This window comes from Bradyrhizobium sp. 45, assembly GCF_023073155.1.
Lineage (GTDB): Bacteria > Pseudomonadota > Alphaproteobacteria > Rhizobiales > Xanthobacteraceae > Bradyrhizobium > Bradyrhizobium canariense_D.
The window spans coordinates 38729-56727 of sequence record NZ_JADPIX010000109.1; the positions used below are offsets into that span (position 1 = coordinate 38729).

The following is a 17999-nucleotide window of genomic DNA, read 5'->3' on the forward strand; positions in this document are numbered from 1 at the left end:
ATATGCCGAAAGGCGCAATGCTTGAGGTGTTGGCCTTCAGCCCTGTACCGCCTTGGCGAAGTTCGCGAAAAATTCGTCGGCCAGTTTCTTGGCGGCGCCGTTGATCAGGCGCTGGCCGAGCTGCGCCAACTTGCCGCCGATCTGCGCCTCGACCTCGTAGGACAAAAGCGTGCCGCCGTCCTTCTCCGCAAGCTTGACCACGGCGCCACCCTTGGCGAAGCCGGCCACCCCGCCCTCGCCTTCGCCGGAGATCTTGTAGCCGTTCGGCGGGTCGAGATCGGACAGTGTGACCTTGCCCTTGAAGCGCGCCGACACCGGACCGACCTTCATTTTCGCCGTCGCGCGAAAGCCGCCATCGTCGGTCTTCTCCAGCTCCTCGCAGCCGGGGATGCAGGCCTTCAGCACCTCGGCATCGTTGAGCTTGGCCCACACGGCCTCGCGCGGCGCCGCAAGCTGGACTTCGCCGTTCATCGTCATGGCCATTGGGTGCCTCCCGGGATACCGAACTTGGATCGCGCAACTATAATGCAGCTCAAGTACCGCACGGAGGCGGCAAAAGAAAGGGTGGCCCTCGGTCACGTGCAATGCATATTCGCAACTGCAAAAAGCTTGCGCCGCCGGTTTGGGATTGGCACAGGCGGGTCATGGTGGTTAGGTCCCGCACAATATGAGCACATCCCTCTCCCCCCTGCTCGCGCCGATGCTGTCGAGCGTGGCCATGCGCGCGGTCTGCGACGACCGGTCGACCCTTCAGAATATGCTCGAATTCGAGGCAGCCCTCGCCCGAGCCGAGGCGGCCACGGGTGTGATTCCCGCGTCCGCGGTGGGCCCGATCGAAGCCGCGTGCAAGGCCGATACCTTTGACATGGCTGCGCTGGCCGAGGCCGCGACTCGATCCGGCAATCTCGCGATCCCCTTGGTCAAGACTCTAACCGCCAATGTCGGCAAGGCCGACGCCGAGGCCGCACGCTACGTGCATTGGGGCGCGACCAGCCAGGACGTCATCGACAGCGCGACCATGCTCACGCTTCGCGCCGGCATCGATGCATTGGACGCCGATCTCAGCCGCGCCATCAAGGGCTTTGCCGCACTTGCGCGCAGTCATCGCAACACGGCAATGGTGGCGCGAACCTGGCTCCAGCACGCCCTGCCGATGCCGTTCGGACTGAAGGCCGCCGAATATGCCGCAAGCCTTGCCCGCGCCCGCTGCCGCCTCAGGCGGCTGCGCCGCGAGGGCCTCGCACTGCAATTCGGCGGCGCGGCCGGCACGCTTGCGGCACTTGGCGACAAGGGGCTCGTCGTTTCAGAACGGCTGGCGCAGGAGCTGAACCTGCCATTGCCAGAAGCCCCCTGGCACACCCACCGTGACCGCATCGCGGAAGCCGCATCAGCCTTCGCGATTCTCGCCGGAAGCTGCGGCAAGATCGCGCGCGACGTCTCGCTGCTGATGCAGACCGACGTCGCAGAGGCGTTCGAGCCCGCCGGGGAAGGCCGCGGCGGCTCCTCGACCATGCCGCACAAGCGCAACCCGGTCGCAGCCGCAAGCGCGCTCGGCTGCGCGACCATGGCGCCTCAGCTCGCAGCGACGATTTTTGCCGCACAGGTGCAGGACCACGAACGCAGCGCCGGTCCCTGGCACGCGGAATGGCCGACGCTGCCGCAATTGATGCTGGTCACCTCCGGCGCGCTTGCCGCCATCGTCGACATCGCCGAGGGTCTCGATGTCGATGCCGCGCGCATGCGCAGCAATCTCGATGCGACGCACGGGCTGATCATGGCGGAAGCGGTTACCTTTGCGCTGGCCGAGACGATCGGCAAGAGCGATGCGCATCATCTGATCGAGGCCGCGAGCAAGCGCGCGGTCGCCGAGAAGAAGCATCTGCGCGAGGTGCTCGCAGCCGATTCGCATGTCACTGCGCATCTTTCGCCGGAAAAAATTGCGGCGTTGCTCGAGCCGATGGCCTATCAAGGCGCTTCCCAAGCCCTGATCGATCGCCTGCTCGACAGCCTCGAACGCGAATAAAGCAGTCCTGCGCGCAAATAAAACGGAGACGCCCGCATGCCCATGATTGATGCCGACGGTTGCCTGATCAACGTCTCCGTCGAGGGCCGCGACGGGGGGCCGACGCTGATGCTCTCGAACTCGCTCGGCTGCACGCTGCAGATGTGGGAGCCGCAGATGAAGGCACTGACGCAGATATTCCGCGTCATCCGCTACGACCGCCGCGGCCACGGCAAGTCCAACGTTCCGCCCGGCCCCTACACCATGGAGCGCTTCGGCCGCGACGTGCTCGCCATCCTGGACGACCTCAATATCGAAAAAGTGCACTGGTGCGGCCTGTCGATGGGCGGCATGGTTGGGCAATGGCTCGGCGCGAACGCGCCGGAGCGCTTCGGCAAGCTCATCCTCGCCAACACCTCCTGCTACTACGCCGAGCCGACCAAATGGCTCGAGCGCATTGACGCGGTGAAGAAGGGCGGCATCGCCGCCGTCGCCGACGCCGTCATCGCCGGCTGGCTCACCCAGGATTTCCGCGAGCGCGCGCCCGACATCACCGCCAGGATGAAGGAGATGCTGCTGGCCTCGCCGCTCGAAGGCTATCTCGCCTGCTGCGAAGCGCTGTCGACGCTCGACCAGCGCGCGTTGCTGCCGAACATCAAGAACCCGACACTGGTGATCGCCGGCCGCCACGACATGGCGACGCCGATTTCGGCGGGTGAATTGATCCGCTCAAGCATTCCCGGCGCGAGCATGACCATCATTGACGCCGCCCACATTTCCAATGTCGAGCAGCCGCACGCATTCACCGACGCGGTCGTGGGCTTTTTGACGCAACGCTAGCCACAACCGTCGTTGGGAGCACAGCGATGCAACCAGAAATCCGTCTGCCGTGAGAGACTGGATTGCTTCGTCGCTTCGCTCCTCGCAATGACGAAGGAGGAAACAGCATGGACGACCAGAAACGCCGCGATGCCGGTATGAACGTGCGCCGAAAAGTGCTGGGCAATGCCTGGGTCGACAAGTCGATCGCGGGTCGCAATGCATTCAACACCGATTTCCAGGACATGATCACGCGCTACGCCTGGGGCGAGATCTGGACGCGGCCGCATTTCGACGAGCGCACGCGGCGGGTGCTGGTGATCGGCACCATGGTTGCGCTTGGGCAATGGGATGAATTCCGCCTGCATGTGCGCGCGGCCCTCGCTGAGGGTGGCTTCACGCCCAACGACATCAAGGAAATCCTGCTGCAGCAGGCGATCTATTGCGGCGTGCCGGCGGCGAACCACGCCGTCAAGGAAGCCTCAGCGATTGTGCAGGAGCTCGGCCTGCTCAAGACCTAGCGGCGGGGTGGCCTCGACGGGCTTCTGAACGATCTTGGGCGCCGCCGCGGGCCGCTCGATCACCACCACGATGGCGGCACCGAGCAAGAGCAGAAGTTCGGTGGCGTGCAGCCGCAGCGCGGCCATCTCGCCGACCTTCGAGGCCATGATCATGCTCGCAAACGAGATCAGGCTGCCGATCGCAAGCGCAATGCCGAGCGCTTCGTCGCTGCCGCCGTTCTTGCGGATACGGGGGATGCAGAGCAGCGCAAGGTAGATCGCAAAGAACGCCACCACCGTTAAGCGCCCCAGCGCCAGCAGCCAGGCGGCGCGCACCGTGTCCATCCCCGCCATCTGGAGATGGTCGCTGAGGAAAAGAGCGACTGCGACGCTCGGCCGCTCATAGAGGCCGTGCACCGGCGCCACCATGATGTTGAAGGCAACGAGGGTCCAGGTCGGGATGAAATAGGCCGCCAGAAGTGCGCCGTTGACCGAACCGATCCGCCAGTTTCCGAACATGCCGCTTCCCGCTTCGTTTGGCCGCGCCTTCGATGAAAGGCTCTGCCGGGAGCTAACTCGCATCAGACTGTGGCGGCAATTTAAACCCTTTGTTTACCTTAACTGCCTCCCGACAGGCATCCGATGGCGCTGACGGAGCCGGTTCCGCCCATTGCGGGGGAACCGGAGCGCCAAATGATCTCTGTAAAAGCCTTGATGCGGAGGCGAGGCCGGTTGCAGCCGCCAGTTCCCTCCTGTTACAAAACGAGAATGCTTAAGGGCTGCCGGGGCCCGAGAAGAAACCAGCACTCTCTCGAAGAGCTCCCTTTGAGCCGCGTCAGATTTGGGTACGGCAGCCTATGGATTATTTCGCCCAGCAGCTCATCAACGGTCTCGTGCTCGGCTCGATCTACGGGCTGATCGCGATCGGCTACACGATGGTCTACGGCATCGTCGGGATGATCAACTTCGCCCATGGCGATGTCTTCATGATCGGCGGCTTCATCGCCCTGATCACCTTCCTTCTGCTGGTCTCGACGGGCCTGACTGCGGTCCCGGTGATCCTTTTGATCGTGATCCTGGTCTCGATGGCGATCACCGCCCTGTATGGCTGGACCATCGAGCGCATCGCCTACCGTCCGCTGCGCCACTCCTTCCGCCTCGCGCCGATGCTGTCGGCGATCGGCATGTCGTTCGTGCTGACCAACTATTCGCAGGTGGCGCAAGGCGCGCGGGTGAAGCCAGTGCCGCCAGTGATCACCGGCGGCTATACGCTGCACGAGAGCGCCGATGGCTTCGTCATCCAGCTCTCCAATATCCAGATCGTGGTGGTCATCACCACCATCGTGCTGCTGGCGATCTTCACCTGGCTGGTGTCGCGCACACGGCTCGGGCGCGACATGCGCGCCTGCGAGCAGGACCAGACCATGGCGGCGCTGCTCGGCGTCAACGTCGACCGCACTATCTCCATGACCTTCGTGATCGGCGCTGCGCTCGCCGCAGTGGCCGGCCTGATGTACCTGCTCTATTACGGCCTGGTCGATTTCTTCATGGGCTTCGTCGCCGGCATCAAGGCGTTCACCGCGGCCGTACTCGGCGGCATCGGCTCGCTGCCCGGCGCCATGCTCGGGGGGCTCGCGATCGGGCTGATCGAGACGTTCTGGTCGGCCTATTTCTCGGTCGAATACAAGGATGTCGCCGCGTTCTCGATCCTGATCGTCGTGCTGATCTTCATGCCGACCGGCCTGCTCGGCCGCCCCGAAGTCGAAAAAGTCTGACGGTCGCGCGCGTGAAAGCTCCCTCGATCAATACGGCCAAAACCGCATCGGGCATCCCCGCTCTCCTGAAGACCGCCTGCGTCAACGCACTGATCGCGCTGGTGCTGTTCTCGCTGATGGTCGGCGTCCGCACCGAAGCCGGTTCCGACGGCCAGCTCACCTATTGGACGCGCTTCGGCGAGGTCGCCTCCCTCGTCGCCGCGGTATTCGGCGGCTCGATCGTGCTCGAGCTGCTCAAGCAATGGATCGGTCCGACCGGCGCCGAGAAGCTGGTGCCGCCGGCGGTGCAGAGCGGAATGTCGTTCCTCGGCCGCTATCTCGCACCGGCGCTTCTGATCTTCACCCTGCTGGTGCCTGTGATCTTCTATGACCAGCGCTACATCCTCGATCTCGCCATCCTCGTGCTCACCTATGTGATGCTGGGCTGGGGGTTGAATGTCGTAGTCGGGCTGGCTGGCCTGCTCGATCTCGGCTATGTCGCCTTCTATGCGGTCGGCGCCTATTCCTACGCGCTGCTTGCGACCAATTTCGGCTGGTCATTCTGGATCTGCCTGCCGCTAGCGGGCGTCCTCGCCGCATTCTGGGGCGTGCTGCTCGGTTTCCCCGTGCTGCGCCTGCGCGGCGACTACCTCGCGATCGTGACGCTCGCCTTCGGCGAGATCATTCGCCTCGTCATCATTAATTGGCAGGATCTGACCGGCGGCCCCAACGGCGTCTCCAGCATTCCCCGCCCCTCTTTCTTCGGCATCCCGCTCGACAACAGCGACAACGGGCTCGCCGCCAGACTCGGCATCGAATATTCTCCGACCCATCGCATCGTCTTCCTGTTCTACCTGATCCTGGCGCTCGCGCTGCTCACCAACTGGGTGACGATCCGGCTGCGCCGCCTGCCGATCGGCCGTGCCTGGGAAGCCCTGCGCGAGGACGAGGTCGCCTGCCGCGCGCTCGGCATCAACACCACCACGACGAAGCTCACGGCATTCGCGACCGGTGCGATGTTCGGCGGCTTTGCCGGCGCGTTCTTTGCGACCCGCCAGGGCTTCATCAGCCCGGAATCCTTCACCTTCCAGGAATCGGCGCTGGTGCTCGCCATCGTCGTGCTCGGCGGCATGGGCTCGCAGCTTGGCGTGGCGCTCGCAGCGCTCGCCATGATCGGTGGTTTCGAACTGTTCCGGAGCCTCGAGAGCTATCGCATGCTGGTGTTCGGCATGGCCATGGTGCTGATCATGATCTGGCGGCCGCGCGGCCTGATCGGCCATCGCGCGCCGACCGTGTACCTGACCAAGGCCCACGCGATCTCATCGGACCTCGTCAAGGAGGGGCACGGATGAGCCGCGACCAGATTCTCGAGGTCGACCGGCTCACCATGCGCTTCGGCGGCATCGTCGCGGTGCAGGACCTGTCGTTTGCTGCCGAGCGGAAGAAGATCACCGCGCTGATCGGACCCAACGGTGCCGGTAAGACGACGGTCTTCAACTGCATCACCGGCTTCTACAAGCCGAGCGGCGGCGCCATCCGCCTCGGCCATGACGACGGCAAGGTGATCGCGCTGGAACGGCTGAACGATTTCCGCATCGCCAAGCAGGCCAAGGTCGCCCGCACCTTCCAGAACATCCGCCTGTTTCCCGGCATGACCGCGCTGGAAAACCTGATGGTGGCGCAGCACAACGCGCTGATGCGCGCCTCCGGCTTCACCTTGCTCGGGCTCATTGGCGCGCCCGTCTACCGCGACGCCGAGAAGCGCGCGATCGATCTCGCCACCGACTGGCTCAAGCGCGTCAATTTGCTCGATCGCGCCGACGATGCTGCCGGTAATTTTGCCTATGGCGACCAGCGACGACTCGAGATCGCACGCGCGATGTGCACCGAGCCCGCGCTCTTGTGCCTGGACGAACCCGCCGCCGGCCTCAATGCGCGCGAGAGCGCCGCCCTGAGCGAGCTGCTGCTGTCGATCCGCAACGAGCTCGGCACCTCGATCCTGCTGATCGAGCACGACATGTCCGTGGTGATGGAGATCTCCGACCATATCGTGGTGATGGACCACGGTGTGAAGATCTCTGAAGGCTCCCCGCGCGAGGTTCGCGACGATCCGAAGGTGATCGCCGCCTATCTCGGCACCGATGAGGAAGAGGCGGCGGCCGTGATGGAGAGCGGGTCGTGACGTCGCCCACTGCCCTGCTCGCGATCCACGGCCTTCGCGCTGCCTACGGCAAGATCGAGGCGCTGAAGGGCGTTGACCTCGAGATCAATGCCGGCGAGATCGTGGCGCTGATCGGCGCCAACGGCGCCGGCAAATCGACGCTGATGATGACGATCTTCGGCAAGCCCCGCGCCCGCGCCGGCCAGATCCTGTACGAAGGCCGCGACATCACCGAAGTGCCCACCCACGAGATCGCGCATTTGCGCATCGCGCAATCGCCGGAAGGCCGCCGCATCTTCCCGCGCATGAGCGTGGCGGAAAATCTCCAGATGGGGGCGGACGCCACCGAATGCACCGACGCCGAACGCGAGGTGACGCTACAACGCGTGTTCACGCTGTTTCCGCGGCTGAAGGAACGCTACGGCCAGCGCGGGGGAACCCTGTCTGGCGGCGAGCAGCAGATGCTGGCCATCGGCCGCGCTTTGATGAGCCGCCCTCGCCTGCTCCTGCTTGATGAGCCCTCGCTCGGTCTGGCGCCGCTGATCGCGCGCCAGATTTTCGATGCGATCCGCACTCTGAACCGGCAGGACGGCCTGACCGTGCTGATCGTCGAGCAGAACGCCAACCACGCGCTCAAGCTCGCCCATCGCGGCTATGTCATGGTCAATGGCCTGATCACCCTGGCCGGGACCGGTGCCGAGTTGTTGCAGCGCCCCGAGATTCGCGCCGCCTACCTGGAAGGCGGCCGGCACGGCTGAGGCCGCCCAAGGCGAACCCGTGCGGCCGAATTTGGCGATATCTCTGCCAATGCCCGTATTTTGCCGGTGACTTCTCCTCGAATTCATTCAAGAATGGCGCCGGTTTGAACCGGGCATGCCCGGTAACTTCCACAGGCGACCACCCTCGAGGTATCTCATGAAATCACTGAAGCTCATCGGTCTGGCATTCGGCGCATCGATCGCGCTGTCGAGCGCGGCATTCGCGCAGGATGTCACCGTCGCAGTCGCAGGTCCGATGACCGGCGGCGAGTCCGCCTTCGGCCGCCAGATGAAGAACGGCGCCGAGATGGCCGTAGCCGATATCAACGCCGCCGGCGGCGTCAACGGCAAGAAGCTCGCGTTGTCCGTCGAGGACGACGCCTGCGATCCGAAACAGGCGCGCTCGATCGCCGAGAAGATCGCCGGCGCGAAAATTCCGTTCGTGGCCGGGCATTATTGCTCGTCCTCGTCGATACCCGCGTCGGAAGCCTATGCCGACGGCAACGTGCTCCAGATTACTCCCGCCTCCACCAATCCGAAGTTCACCGATAGCGGACTGTGGAACGTGGCGCGCGTCTGCGGCCGCGACGACCAGCAGGGCCTGGTCGCCGCCCAGTTCATCGCCAAGAACTACAAGGGCAAGAACATCGCCATCCTCAACGACAAGACCACCTACGGCAAGGGTCTTGCGGACGAGACCAAGAAGGCGCTCAACAAGGCCGGCGTCACCGAGAAGATGTACGAGTCCTACAACAAGGGCGACAAGGACTTCAACGCGATCGTCTCGCGGCTGAAGCGCGACAACATCGATCTCGTCTATGTCGGGGGCTACCATCAAGAGAGCGGCCTTCTCCTGCGCCAGATGCGCGACCAGGGCCTGAAGACCGTGCTGATGGCCGGCGACGCACTCGCCGACAAGGAATACGCCTCCATCACCGGCCCGGCCGGCGAAGGCACGCTGTTCACCTTCGGCCCCGATCCGCGCAACAAGCCGACCGCGAAGAAGATCGTCGAAGCCTTCAAGGCCAAGAACATCGACCCCGAGGGCTACACGCTCTACACCTACGCAGCGATGCAGGTCTGGTCGGAGGCGGCCAAGAAGGCCGGCACCACCGACGCCAAGAAGGTCATGGCAGCCATCAAGGCCGGCAAGTGGGATACCGTGATCGGGCCGATCGAGTATGACTCCAAGGGCGATATCAAGCAGCTCGACTACGTCGTCTACAAATGGGACGCCAAGGGCGGCTACGCCGCGATCAGCGGCAACGGCACCTAAGCACGCTTGCCGGGGCCTGAAGGCCTCCTCCAATCATCATCGCGCCCCGGCTCGCCCGGGGCGTTCCTTCCTGCGTTAGGATCAGACTGCTGCTTGTATCGCGCCGTCCACCGCGGCTTGGGCCTTCCTCAGCGCTTGAAGAAGATCGTTCGGCCGAAACGGCTTTTGCAGGCAGACCACGCTGGCGAGGTGGGGCGATTGTTCCATGAAGTCCAGCGCCGTCATCCCCGACACGGCAACGACCGGGAGGCTCGGTGCAAGCTCGCGCAGGGTCGTGATGACCTCGACGCCACTGGTATCGCCGAGGAAAATGTCCACGATTGCCGCGTCGAAGCCGACCTCGGTGAAGGCTTTCACCCCGGCTGCGCCGCTGTCGGCCTCAACGACCTCATAACGGTTGACGCGCAGCACGATCGCGACCATCGCACGGACGTCCTTCTGGTCGTCGATGATGAGAACGCGGGGCATAGGGAACAACTCCCGGATCCTGAAATCAAAATGCCTGGTTCAAACCTGGAACCCGCAGCTGCGGGAGAGCATTATTGCACCATCCAGTAAAGCGCATCTTACCCGATCCCCGGTGCGCGTTCCCCCCAAAATTAAGTAAACTGTAACCTTCGGTTGAGTCGCAGTGGGTTTTGTCATGATGCGTGCCCAGAACCGGCTACCATGGGCAGAAATTGATTGGGCCAAATGAGATTGGCGAAGATGCTCAAAACCGATCTGCGCGAGCTGCACGTGTCTGCGACGACCGATCGAAGCACATTCCTTTCGACGTTGCCGGCTACCCCGAAGGACCGCACCGCAGCATTGGCGATCGTGGGCGTCTCGTCGATCCTGTTCGCAGTGGCCGTGCCCTTCGCGGGTATCTCGCTACTGCCCGTGCCAGCCTTCGTCGCCAGCTATCAATCCGCCCTTGTGGTCGCGGACATTGTCACCGCCGTCCTGCTGTTGTCGCAGTTTGCGGTGCTCAGGACCAGCGCGCTGCTCGTGCTCGCGACGGGCTATCTGTTCACAGCCGCCGCGGCCGTGGTCCATGCCCTCACCTTCCCCGGACTTTTTTCGCCGACCGGGCTGCTGGGGGCCAACCAGCAGACCACGGTCTGGCTCTACATGATCTGGCACGGCGGCTTTCCGCTCTGCGTGCTGGCCTACGCCTGGCTGAAGGAGGCCGACGGCGGCGCCCGGATCACGGGCTCGGCAAGCAAGGCGATCTACGCCAGCGTGGTCGGCGTCGTCACGATCATGATCGTCTTGACCTGGATCGTCACTGCGCAGCACGACCTGCTTCCGGTCCTGCTGCGCGATGGCGGCTACACGCAGATCATGATCGGCGTGGTGTCCTTTGTCTGGTCCTTGAGCTTCGCCGCGCTGGTCTCGCTGTGGTTCCGCCGTCCGCATTCGGTCATCGATGTCTGGCTCATGGTGGTGATGTGCGCATGGCTGTTCGACATCGCGCTGTCGGCGATCGTCAACGTGGCACGCTTCGATCTCGGCTTCTACGCCGGTCGTGTCTACGGCCTCTGCGCGGCGACCTTCGTGCTCGCGGTGCTCCTGATCGAAAATGTCCGCCTCCAGGCGCATACGCTGGGTCTCGTCGGCAGGCTGCGCCAGCAGTCGGCATTGGATCGCGACTATTATGGCAAGCGCCTTGCCCTGTACGGCGCCGTCGTCGAATCCGCCAATGATGCCATCATCACGAAGACGCTCGACGGTGTCATCACGGGCTGGAACAAGGCCGCCGAACATCTGTTCGGCTATGCCGCCGCGGAGGCCATCGGGCAGCCGATCGACATCATCGTCCCGGAGGACCGCAAGGCCGAGGTCAGGGGTATCCTGAACCGGGTCGGCGGCAACGAAACGATCGCACAGCACGAGACGGTCCGGATCCGAAAAGACGGCCGGCGGGTCGACGTCGTCCTCAATGTTTCTCCGCTGAAATCAGCCAACGGACAGATCATCGGCGCTTCCAAGATCGCCCACGACATCACGGAAGAGAAGCAGGCACGAGAAAAACTGCGCCGCGAGGTCGAGGAGCGGCAGCGGATCTTCGAGACCTCACAGGACCTGATCCTGGTCACCGACGGTTTTGGCAATTTCATCCAGGTCAGCCCGAGCGTGAAGACCATTCTCGGCTTGAATCCGGAAGACATGATCGGGCACAGCGCCACCGAGTTCATTCATCCCGATGACCTCCAGAAGACGCGCGACGAGATGCGCGCGGCGCGGCGTGGCGCGGTCAAGCGCAGCTTCGAGGCGCGCTACTACCACTACGACGGTCACGAGGTCACGCTGAACTGGATGGGCACCTGGTCCGAGCCGGTCAAGCGCCATTTCTTCATCGGCCGCGACCTCACCGAGAAGCAGGCGGCCGAGGCGCAGTTCAGGCACGTCCAGAAGATGGATTCGATTGGTCAATTGACCGGCGGTGTCGCGCACGACTTCAACAATGTGCTGACCGTCATCACCGGCACGATCGGAATTTTGGCGGACGCGGTCGCTGACCGTCCCGAGCTCGCCGCCATCACCAAGCTGATCGACGACGCCGCCGAGCGCGGCGCGCAACTGACCAAGCATCTGCTCGCGTTCGCCCGCAAGCAGCCGCTCCAACCGCGCGAAATCGACGTCAACGCATTGACGCTCGAGGCCGCAAAGCTCCTGCATCCCACGCTCGGCGAGCAGATCACCATCATGCCGCAACTCACCGAGGATGCGTGGCCGGCACTGATCGACCCGGGTCAGCTTTCCACCGCGATCCTCAACCTCGCGCTGAACGCGCGCGATGCGATGCCCGACGGCGGAACGCTGGTGCTGGAGACGCGCAACATCTTCCTCGACGACGGCTATGCCAGCATGAATCCCGACGTGGTGGCCGGCAATTACGTCATGATCGCCGTCAGCGACACCGGCTCCGGAATCCCGCCGGAGTTGATGGACCGGGTGTTCGATCCCTTCTTCACCACGAAGGAGGTCGGCAAGGGCACCGGCCTCGGGCTCAGCATGGTGTTCGGCTTCGTCAAGCAGTCCGGCGGACACATCAAGATCTACAGCGAGGAAGGCCACGGCACGAGCGTGAAGATTTACCTGCCGCGCTCGAGCGGCGTGCAGGAGACCGAATTCGAGGCGCTGCAGAACGCGCCGGTCACCGGCGGCCACGAAAAGATCCTGATCGTCGAGGACGACGCGCTGGTGCGCCAATATGTCGTGACCCAGATCAAGAGCCTCGGCTATACCGCCCTCGAAGCCGCCAACGCGGCCGAGGCCCTCGTCATCATCGACGCCGACAAGGACATCGACCTGCTATTCACGGACGTCATCATGCCCGGCAACATGAACGGCCGCCAGCTCGCCGACGAGGCGGCTCGCCGCCGCCCCGACCTGAAGACGCTGTTCACCTCGGGCTACACCGAGAACGCCATCGTCCATCACGGGCGGCTCGATTCCGGCGTGCTGCTGCTGGCAAAGCCCTACCGTAAGTCCGAGCTCGCCAAGATGCTGAGGACCGCGCTCGCGGGTTGAGCCTGCGGCATCCCTGCGATATCGCTGAAGCGAGCGCCTTTCAGCCTGCGGAGCCGCCTTGAAAAACCTTCTCACCGATATCGCCGGCGTCCGCGTCGGCCATGCCGAGGATGCGAAAATCGCCACTGGCACGACCGCGATCATCTTCGACGCCCCCGCGGTTGCGGCCATCGATGTTCGCGGCGGCGGACCCGGCACGCGCGAAGACGCGTTGCTCGACCTCGCCAGCACCGTCGATCGCGTTGACGCCATCGCGCTGTCCGGCGGCTCCGCCTTTGGAATCGACGCCGGCGGCGGCATCCAGGCCTGGCTCGCCGAACAAGGCCGCGGCTTGCGGATTCGCGAGGCGGTGATTCCGATCGTGCCTGGCGCAATCGTTTTCGACTTGCTCAACGGCGGCGACAAGGCCTGGGGACGCTTCGCGCCCTATCGCGACCTCGGCTACGCCGCAGCGTTGGCCGCCAGCGACGATTTCGCACTGGGCAGCGTCGGCGCCGGCCTCGGTGCCACCACCGCGACCTTCAAGGGTGGACTGGGGTCGGCCTCCGCGGTCCTGGCCAATGGTATCAAGGTCGCCGCGATCATGGTCGTCAACGCGGTCGGCAGCACAACCGTTGGCGAAGGGCCTTGGTTCTGGGCTGCGCCCTTCGAGGAGAACGGCGAGTTCGGCGGGCGCGGCCTGCCGTCCACGTTCACACCGGACATGCTGGCGATGCGCATCAAGGGCGGACCCGCCGCGAACGCGCGCGAGAACACCACGATCGGCGTCGTTGTCACCGATGCCACGCTGACCAAACCCCAGGCCAAGCGGCTTGCGATGATCGCGCATACCGGGTTCGCCCGTGCGATCTATCCGGTGCATGCCCCGACCGACGGCGACGTGCTGTTCGCCGCCGCAACGGGCGAGAAGCCGATCGAGCCGCTGGTCGGCCTTACCGAGCTCGGAACGATCGCCGCCAACGTGGTCGCACGCGCCATCGCTCGCGGCGTCTACAATGCGACGGCCCTGTCCTTTGCCGGCGCAATGCCGGCGTGGAAGGACCGGTTCGGATAGAAACGAAACGGCTGACACGGCGTTACCCTGGCCGACAAGGTGCACAACCATGCCGTCTTCCGTGATCCGCTTTTTCCGCTACGCCCCCGATAGGCGCGAGCTGACGGTGACTTTCGTCAGCGGACGCGTCTATGTCTACGCGGACGTTCCGCCCGAGGTCGCCGCCGCGTTCAAGAATGTGCGCTCAAAGGGTACGTTCTTCAACCGCGAAATCCGTGATCGGTATGTCTATCGTGACATCACGCACGAATATGCAGGCTAGCCGTGAGCAAGGTTACACGCTCATCGACATCGATGAACCGACAGCCGCTGAGGCGCCTTGTACCTGCCCGCCCTGCCGCTGCATCAACTGCGCGAACAGATCGTACGCCGAATTACGGGAGCTGGGGGCGCCCGGGACCGTCGTCGACATCTTGAAGCCGTCGGCATAGGTGACGGTGGTGGTGGTCGAACCGTCGGCGCCGGTCGTCGAGGTCGAGGTCGAGCCGCCGCTGGATCGCGAGGAGGAATCCGAACCGCTGCCGGAGGCATCGCCCGCACCTTGCGCGTGATGGTGGCCGCGATGGCCGCTCTTCAGCGCCTTCGACATCTCATCGAGGCTGACGCTGCCGTCGGTATTCGAATCCAGTTTCGAGAAAACGTCGTCGGCCTGCGCGAGATTGGTGCCGCCGGCGCCGAGCGCATTCTCGAATTCCGACTTGGTGATCTTGCCGTCGCCGTCCCCATCGATCTGCGAGAACAGATCCTTCAAGGCGGCGTCGCGGCGCGTCGAGGAGGAGGACGTCGAACTCGACGAGGTCGAGCTGGCGGCGCTGCCGGTGCTGTCCGAGGATTGGCTCTGCGCAGCGAACAGCGCGTTCATCGTCTCCGGCGAGATCTGCGGGGTCTTGCCCGCATTGACCGACGAGGCCGCGCCGGTCGTGCTGTTGCTGCCGCTCTCGATCGCGAACGGATTGGTCGCGGGCTTTTGCGAGGATCCCGTCTTCTGCGTCGACGAGGACGATTTCGAATTCGTCAGCGACTGGATCGCGTCGAGTGCGCTCGATACGGCCCCAAGAGCAAACAACATTGCACAACTCCAACCGATGCGGCATGCCGCGGCCAATGTTCTGTTCAGGTGAAGTCAGCAAGCGCCGTGCCAGCGCAAAAAGCTCAATGAAATCCGCTTTCACCGCACTTTGCACGGCCCGGAACACCGGCAATTCATGCCGGTCGCGGCAGAAATTTCCGCCCACAGGAAGCACGCCGCCCCTGCATTGCCCGGCTGAGAGGCCCATGTTAGGCGAGTCCATCTTCCACGGCCGCCACGGGAAACCGCCATGACCCAAGCCTTCGCTCCCCGCCCCCTGGCAATCGCGCCCTCGATCCTGGCCTCGGATTTCTCCAGGCTCGGCGAGGAGGTGCGCGCCGTGGACGCCGCTGGAGCCGACTGGATCCATCTCGACGTCATGGACGGGCACTTCGTTCCCAACATCTCGTATGGCCCCGACGTCATTAAGGCGATGCGCCCGCACACCAAGAAGATCTTCGACGCGCATCTGATGATCTCGCCCTGTGACCCCTATCTCGAGGCCTTCGCGAAAGCCGGCTGCGACCACATCACCGTGCATGCCGAGGCCGGTCCCCATCTGCACCGCTCGCTTCAGGCGATCCGCGCACTCGGCAAGAAGGCCGGCGTTTCGCTCAATCCGGGCACGCCGATCAGTGCGCTCGAATACGTCCTGGACCTGGTCGACCTCGTGCTGGTGATGTCGGTCAATCCCGGCTTCGGCGGCCAGGCCTTCATCCCCTCCGCGATCGGCAAGATCCGCGACATCCGCGCCATGACAGCGGGCCGGCCGATCGATATCGAGGTCGATGGCGGCGTCGGGCCCGACGTCGCAGGTCCCCTGGCTGCGGCCGGGGCCAACGCCTTCGTCGCCGGCACGTCCGTGTTCAGGGGCGGCACGCAGGATGCCTATAAGACCAACATCGCCGCAATCCGCAACGCCGCCGCGGGTGCACGCGGCGAGTCGATCTGAGGGCCCGCTCGACTCCGCAGACGTGCGGCCTCTACGGGTGTTGCGGCGCGTAATGCCTAAATTTGCAACTTGATCCGTACTCCTCCGGGCTTCCCTGATTCGCGCAAATCACCGCAAGTGATTCTTGCCTGTTTTCGCGGGAGCACATCATGACGACGACCCTGGTCTGGACTGGCGTGGCGTTGTGGCTTGGTTTTTGTGCGTTTGTTGTGTTTGGTCCATCGGCCGGACCGGTGAAGGTCTCGGTACGCTCGGCCCGCATCGCTCGTCGCGACTGGTATCGGGCCTGACCCCATGCAGATCGCGCTCGTGAAACGTCAGCCGAAGCGCCGGTGCCGCATCCCGCGGCGCCCACATCCTGACCTCGATTTTTTCTTCGGTCGGCTCGAACGCACCGAAGGCGAGATGCGCGACGACACCGGGCCCGAGATGGACCTGGATCACCCGCTCCGGTCACCGCGCCGGCATTGAATTCTTTTCTGGACCAAGCTCATGAAGCCGCATTGCCCGAACTGCCTCAAGGAAATGACCAAGGCATCCGCGTCGCGTAACCTGTTCAACTGCGAGCCGTGCCGCGAGATCATCCAGTTCTTCGGCGGCAGCGCGGATCACTGCGAGCCCGGCCCGCAATTCTCCTGGCCGATCCGTCGCAAGCGCTCCGTCCACACCGCTCACGCGGCCTGAGCCTCCAGGATCCAGAGCGCGGCCCTATCCGGCCTCCTCGCCCGCATCCGCAGCCATTCGCGGCGGCCGTACCACGGTGACGGTGCAGGCCGCTTCCGAGGCCACCTTGGCCGAGACGCTGCCGAGCAGCGTGCGCCTGAACGAGCCCTGCCGCGCGCCGATGATGACGTGGTCGACGTGGTTGACCTCGCAAAACTCCAGGATGGCCGCCGCGGGATCGACGGCTTCCAGCACGTGAGCCGAGAGCCGGCTCTCATCGAGCTTGAGCGGCGTGGCCCAGTGTCTGAGCGCCACCAACCGGTCGATATGCTTGTTGGAGCCCTGCTCATCCAGCGTCCTGTCAATCGCGATGCGGTTGAGCCTCAGCACGTTGAGACAGGCGAGCCGCGCCGACGGCAGCGTGGCGAGAATACGCTCGGTGGTGACGCGCAACGCTTCGTTCAGCTCGGGGGCGCCTTCCACCGTGTCGAGCGCGACCGCGAGGATCGGGCTTGATGCGATCTGGGCTGCGACATCCGATTTCGCGCGCGGCTGCATGACGCCCTGGTTGAAGCGGCGCCGCCAAGCGACGCTTAACGGGTCGCGCTTCATCCGCTCCGAGCGTGTGGTGAGCCTGATCTGGTCCGGATGGGTCAGATCGAAGGCGAGCTGCGACGCCGTCGGATAGCGCCGCACCGGTTCGATCTCGAGGCACCGCAGCACCACCTCCTGGAGCCAGGGCGGATAATCAGCGCGCAAGCCGCGCGGCGGGTGCGGATCGCGCCAAAGCCGGCGCCGCATCGCACGCAGTGTCTCGCCCTCGCCGAACGGCCGCTCGCCGGTCGTGAAGAAATAGAGCAGCACGCCCAGCGAGAACAGATCGCTGCGCGGATCGTCGCGCACCCCTGACAACCGTTCTGGCGCCATATAGGGCGCGGTGCCGTAAGGCAGGCGGAATTCCTCCTGCAACAGGTCCGGCAGATGGTTGTGATGCGACAGGCCATAGTCGATCAACACCGCCTCGCCGCTCTCGCGGAACATGATGCTGCTCGGCTTGATGTCGTGATGGATCACGTTCTGCCGGTGCAAATCAGCAAGCCCCGTTGCGATCCTGGCGACGAGCTGCCGCGCCTCGTCATACGGCAGCGGCAGGTCGGGCAACCGCTTGTAGAGCGTGGTCCCGGAGATGCGCTCGATCACGACATAGGCCTGGTGGGCGAAATCGCCGGTGCCGAAACAGGAGGGCACGTGCGGACCCGCAAGCCGCGGCAGGATCATCATCTCCATCTCGAAGGAGACGATCGCCGCGGGGTCCTCGCCCTCCGACACCCGCGGAATTTTCATCAGCAGCGGCACGTCGAGGCCGGGACGGGTGACGGTCCACAGCGTCGCCATTCCGCCGGCATGGACACATTCGCCAATCGTGTAGCCGTCGATCTCTGCGCCCGATTTGACGAGGGGTTTCGGCATCG

Annotated in this window: 20 protein-coding genes; 15 read left to right on the forward strand and 5 right to left on the reverse strand. The window is 64.4% G+C overall.

Features of this window, described 5'->3' with window-relative positions:
- Positions 1–36: 36 nt before the first annotated feature.
- Complete coding sequence (locus IVB42_RS17750) at positions 37–483, reverse strand: carbon monoxide dehydrogenase subunit G (protein WP_018455582.1); 447 nt, start codon at positions 481–483, stop codon at positions 37–39.
- A 184-nt stretch (positions 484–667) separates the two neighbouring features.
- On the opposite strand from IVB42_RS17750, the gene IVB42_RS17755 reads away from it, so the two are divergent.
- The 3 genes from IVB42_RS17755 (at position 668) to IVB42_RS17765 (ending at position 3342) form a co-directional block, all read left to right on the forward strand.
- On the forward strand, positions 668–2023 hold the full coding sequence (locus tag IVB42_RS17755) for a 3-carboxy-cis,cis-muconate cycloisomerase (RefSeq protein WP_026232978.1): 1356 nt from the start codon (positions 668–670) through the stop codon (positions 2021–2023).
- Positions 2024–2059: 36 nt separating this feature from the next.
- Positions 2060–2842 (forward strand): 3-oxoadipate enol-lactonase, encoded by a 783-nt coding sequence (gene pcaD, locus IVB42_RS17760; protein ID WP_018455580.1) that lies wholly within the window; start codon positions 2060–2062, stop codon positions 2840–2842.
- 107 nt (positions 2843–2949) lie between these two features.
- Positions 2950–3342 carry a carboxymuconolactone decarboxylase family protein gene (locus IVB42_RS17765; protein WP_085351059.1) on the forward strand — a complete coding sequence of 131 codons (393 nt, stop codon included), beginning with the start codon at positions 2950–2952 and terminating at the stop codon, positions 3340–3342.
- Here IVB42_RS17765 and IVB42_RS17770 read toward each other — a convergent pair.
- Positions 3304–3840, reverse strand: a complete 537-nt coding sequence (locus IVB42_RS17770; RefSeq protein WP_018455578.1) for a hypothetical protein — start codon at positions 3838–3840, stop codon at positions 3304–3306. The two genes, IVB42_RS17765 and IVB42_RS17770, sit on opposite strands and share 39 nt — an antisense overlap.
- 338 nt (positions 3841–4178) lie before the next feature.
- Between IVB42_RS17770 and IVB42_RS17775 the strand changes: the two genes are divergently transcribed.
- The 5 genes from IVB42_RS17775 to IVB42_RS17795 all read left to right on the forward strand — a co-directional run bounded on the left by IVB42_RS17775 (position 4179) and on the right by IVB42_RS17795 (position 9270).
- Positions 4179–5096, forward strand: coding sequence for a branched-chain amino acid ABC transporter permease (locus tag IVB42_RS17775; RefSeq protein WP_018455577.1), 918 nt, complete (start codon positions 4179–4181; stop codon positions 5094–5096).
- Between the two features lie 11 nt (positions 5097–5107).
- Complete coding sequence (gene livM / locus IVB42_RS17780) at positions 5108–6427, forward strand: high-affinity branched-chain amino acid ABC transporter permease LivM (protein WP_018455576.1); 1320 nt, start codon at positions 5108–5110, stop codon at positions 6425–6427.
- Positions 6424–7257, forward strand: coding sequence for an ATP-binding cassette domain-containing protein (locus IVB42_RS17785; RefSeq protein ID WP_018455575.1), 834 nt, complete (start codon positions 6424–6426; stop codon positions 7255–7257). Before livM ends, IVB42_RS17785 begins: the two co-directional genes overlap by 4 nt.
- Positions 7254–7994: an ABC transporter ATP-binding protein gene (locus IVB42_RS17790; RefSeq protein ID WP_018455574.1), complete on the forward strand. Its 741-nt coding sequence runs from the start codon at positions 7254–7256 to the stop codon at positions 7992–7994. Before IVB42_RS17785 ends, IVB42_RS17790 begins: the two co-directional genes overlap by 4 nt.
- A 157-nt stretch (positions 7995–8151) precedes the next feature.
- On the forward strand, positions 8152–9270 hold the full coding sequence (locus tag IVB42_RS17795; protein WP_018455573.1) for a branched-chain amino acid ABC transporter substrate-binding protein: 1119 nt from the start codon (positions 8152–8154) through the stop codon (positions 9268–9270).
- Positions 9271–9351: 81 nt separating this feature from the next.
- On the opposite strand, the gene IVB42_RS17800 is transcribed toward IVB42_RS17795, so the two are convergent.
- A complete protein-coding gene (locus tag IVB42_RS17800) occupies positions 9352–9738 on the reverse strand; it encodes a response regulator (RefSeq protein WP_018455572.1) in 387 nt (128 codons plus the stop codon).
- Between the two features lie 240 nt (positions 9739–9978).
- Between IVB42_RS17800 and IVB42_RS17805 the strand changes: the two genes are divergently transcribed.
- Genes IVB42_RS17805 through IVB42_RS17815 form a run of 3 tightly spaced genes read left to right on the forward strand, consistent with a single transcriptional unit; the run spans position 9979 to position 14105 of the window.
- A complete protein-coding gene (locus IVB42_RS17805; RefSeq protein WP_085385070.1) occupies positions 9979–12789 on the forward strand; it encodes a PAS domain S-box protein in 2811 nt (936 codons plus the stop codon).
- 58 nt (positions 12790–12847) lie between these two features.
- Positions 12848–13843, forward strand: coding sequence for a P1 family peptidase (locus IVB42_RS17810; RefSeq protein ID WP_085361688.1), 996 nt, complete (start codon positions 12848–12850; stop codon positions 13841–13843).
- Positions 13844–13892: 49 nt separating this feature from the next.
- Positions 13893–14105 carry a KTSC domain-containing protein gene (locus tag IVB42_RS17815; RefSeq protein WP_085361687.1) on the forward strand — a complete coding sequence of 71 codons (213 nt, stop codon included), beginning with the start codon at positions 13893–13895 and terminating at the stop codon, positions 14103–14105.
- A gap of 12 nt (positions 14106–14117) precedes the next feature.
- Here the strand turns inward: IVB42_RS17815 and IVB42_RS17820 are convergent, their stop codons facing one another.
- Entirely contained in the window at positions 14118–14912 is a 795-nt protein-coding gene (locus IVB42_RS17820) for an EF-hand domain-containing protein (RefSeq protein WP_247392679.1), read from the reverse strand.
- 250 nt (positions 14913–15162) lie between these two features.
- Here IVB42_RS17820 and rpe point away from each other — a divergent pair, with 250 nt between their 5' ends.
- The 4 genes from rpe to IVB42_RS17840 all read left to right on the forward strand — a co-directional run bounded on the left by rpe (position 15163) and on the right by IVB42_RS17840 (position 16548).
- Positions 15163–15864, forward strand: coding sequence for a ribulose-phosphate 3-epimerase (rpe, locus tag IVB42_RS17825; protein ID WP_247470696.1), 702 nt, complete (start codon positions 15163–15165; stop codon positions 15862–15864).
- 149 nt (positions 15865–16013) lie between these two features.
- Positions 16014–16154 carry a hypothetical protein gene (locus tag IVB42_RS17830; RefSeq protein ID WP_162847284.1) on the forward strand — a complete coding sequence of 47 codons (141 nt, stop codon included), beginning with the start codon at positions 16014–16016 and terminating at the stop codon, positions 16152–16154.
- A gap of 4 nt (positions 16155–16158) precedes the next feature.
- Positions 16159–16335: a hypothetical protein gene (locus IVB42_RS17835; protein ID WP_162847283.1), complete on the forward strand. Its 177-nt coding sequence runs from the start codon at positions 16159–16161 to the stop codon at positions 16333–16335.
- Positions 16336–16356: 21 nt separating this feature from the next.
- Positions 16357–16548: a hypothetical protein gene (locus IVB42_RS17840; protein WP_085351052.1), complete on the forward strand. Its 192-nt coding sequence runs from the start codon at positions 16357–16359 to the stop codon at positions 16546–16548.
- Positions 16549–16572: 24 nt separating this feature from the next.
- On the opposite strand, the gene IVB42_RS17845 is transcribed toward IVB42_RS17840, so the two are convergent.
- Positions 16573–17997, reverse strand: a complete 1425-nt coding sequence (locus tag IVB42_RS17845; RefSeq protein WP_018455564.1) for a bifunctional serine/threonine-protein kinase/universal stress protein — start codon at positions 17995–17997, stop codon at positions 16573–16575.
- Positions 17998–17999: the final 2 nt, after the last annotated feature.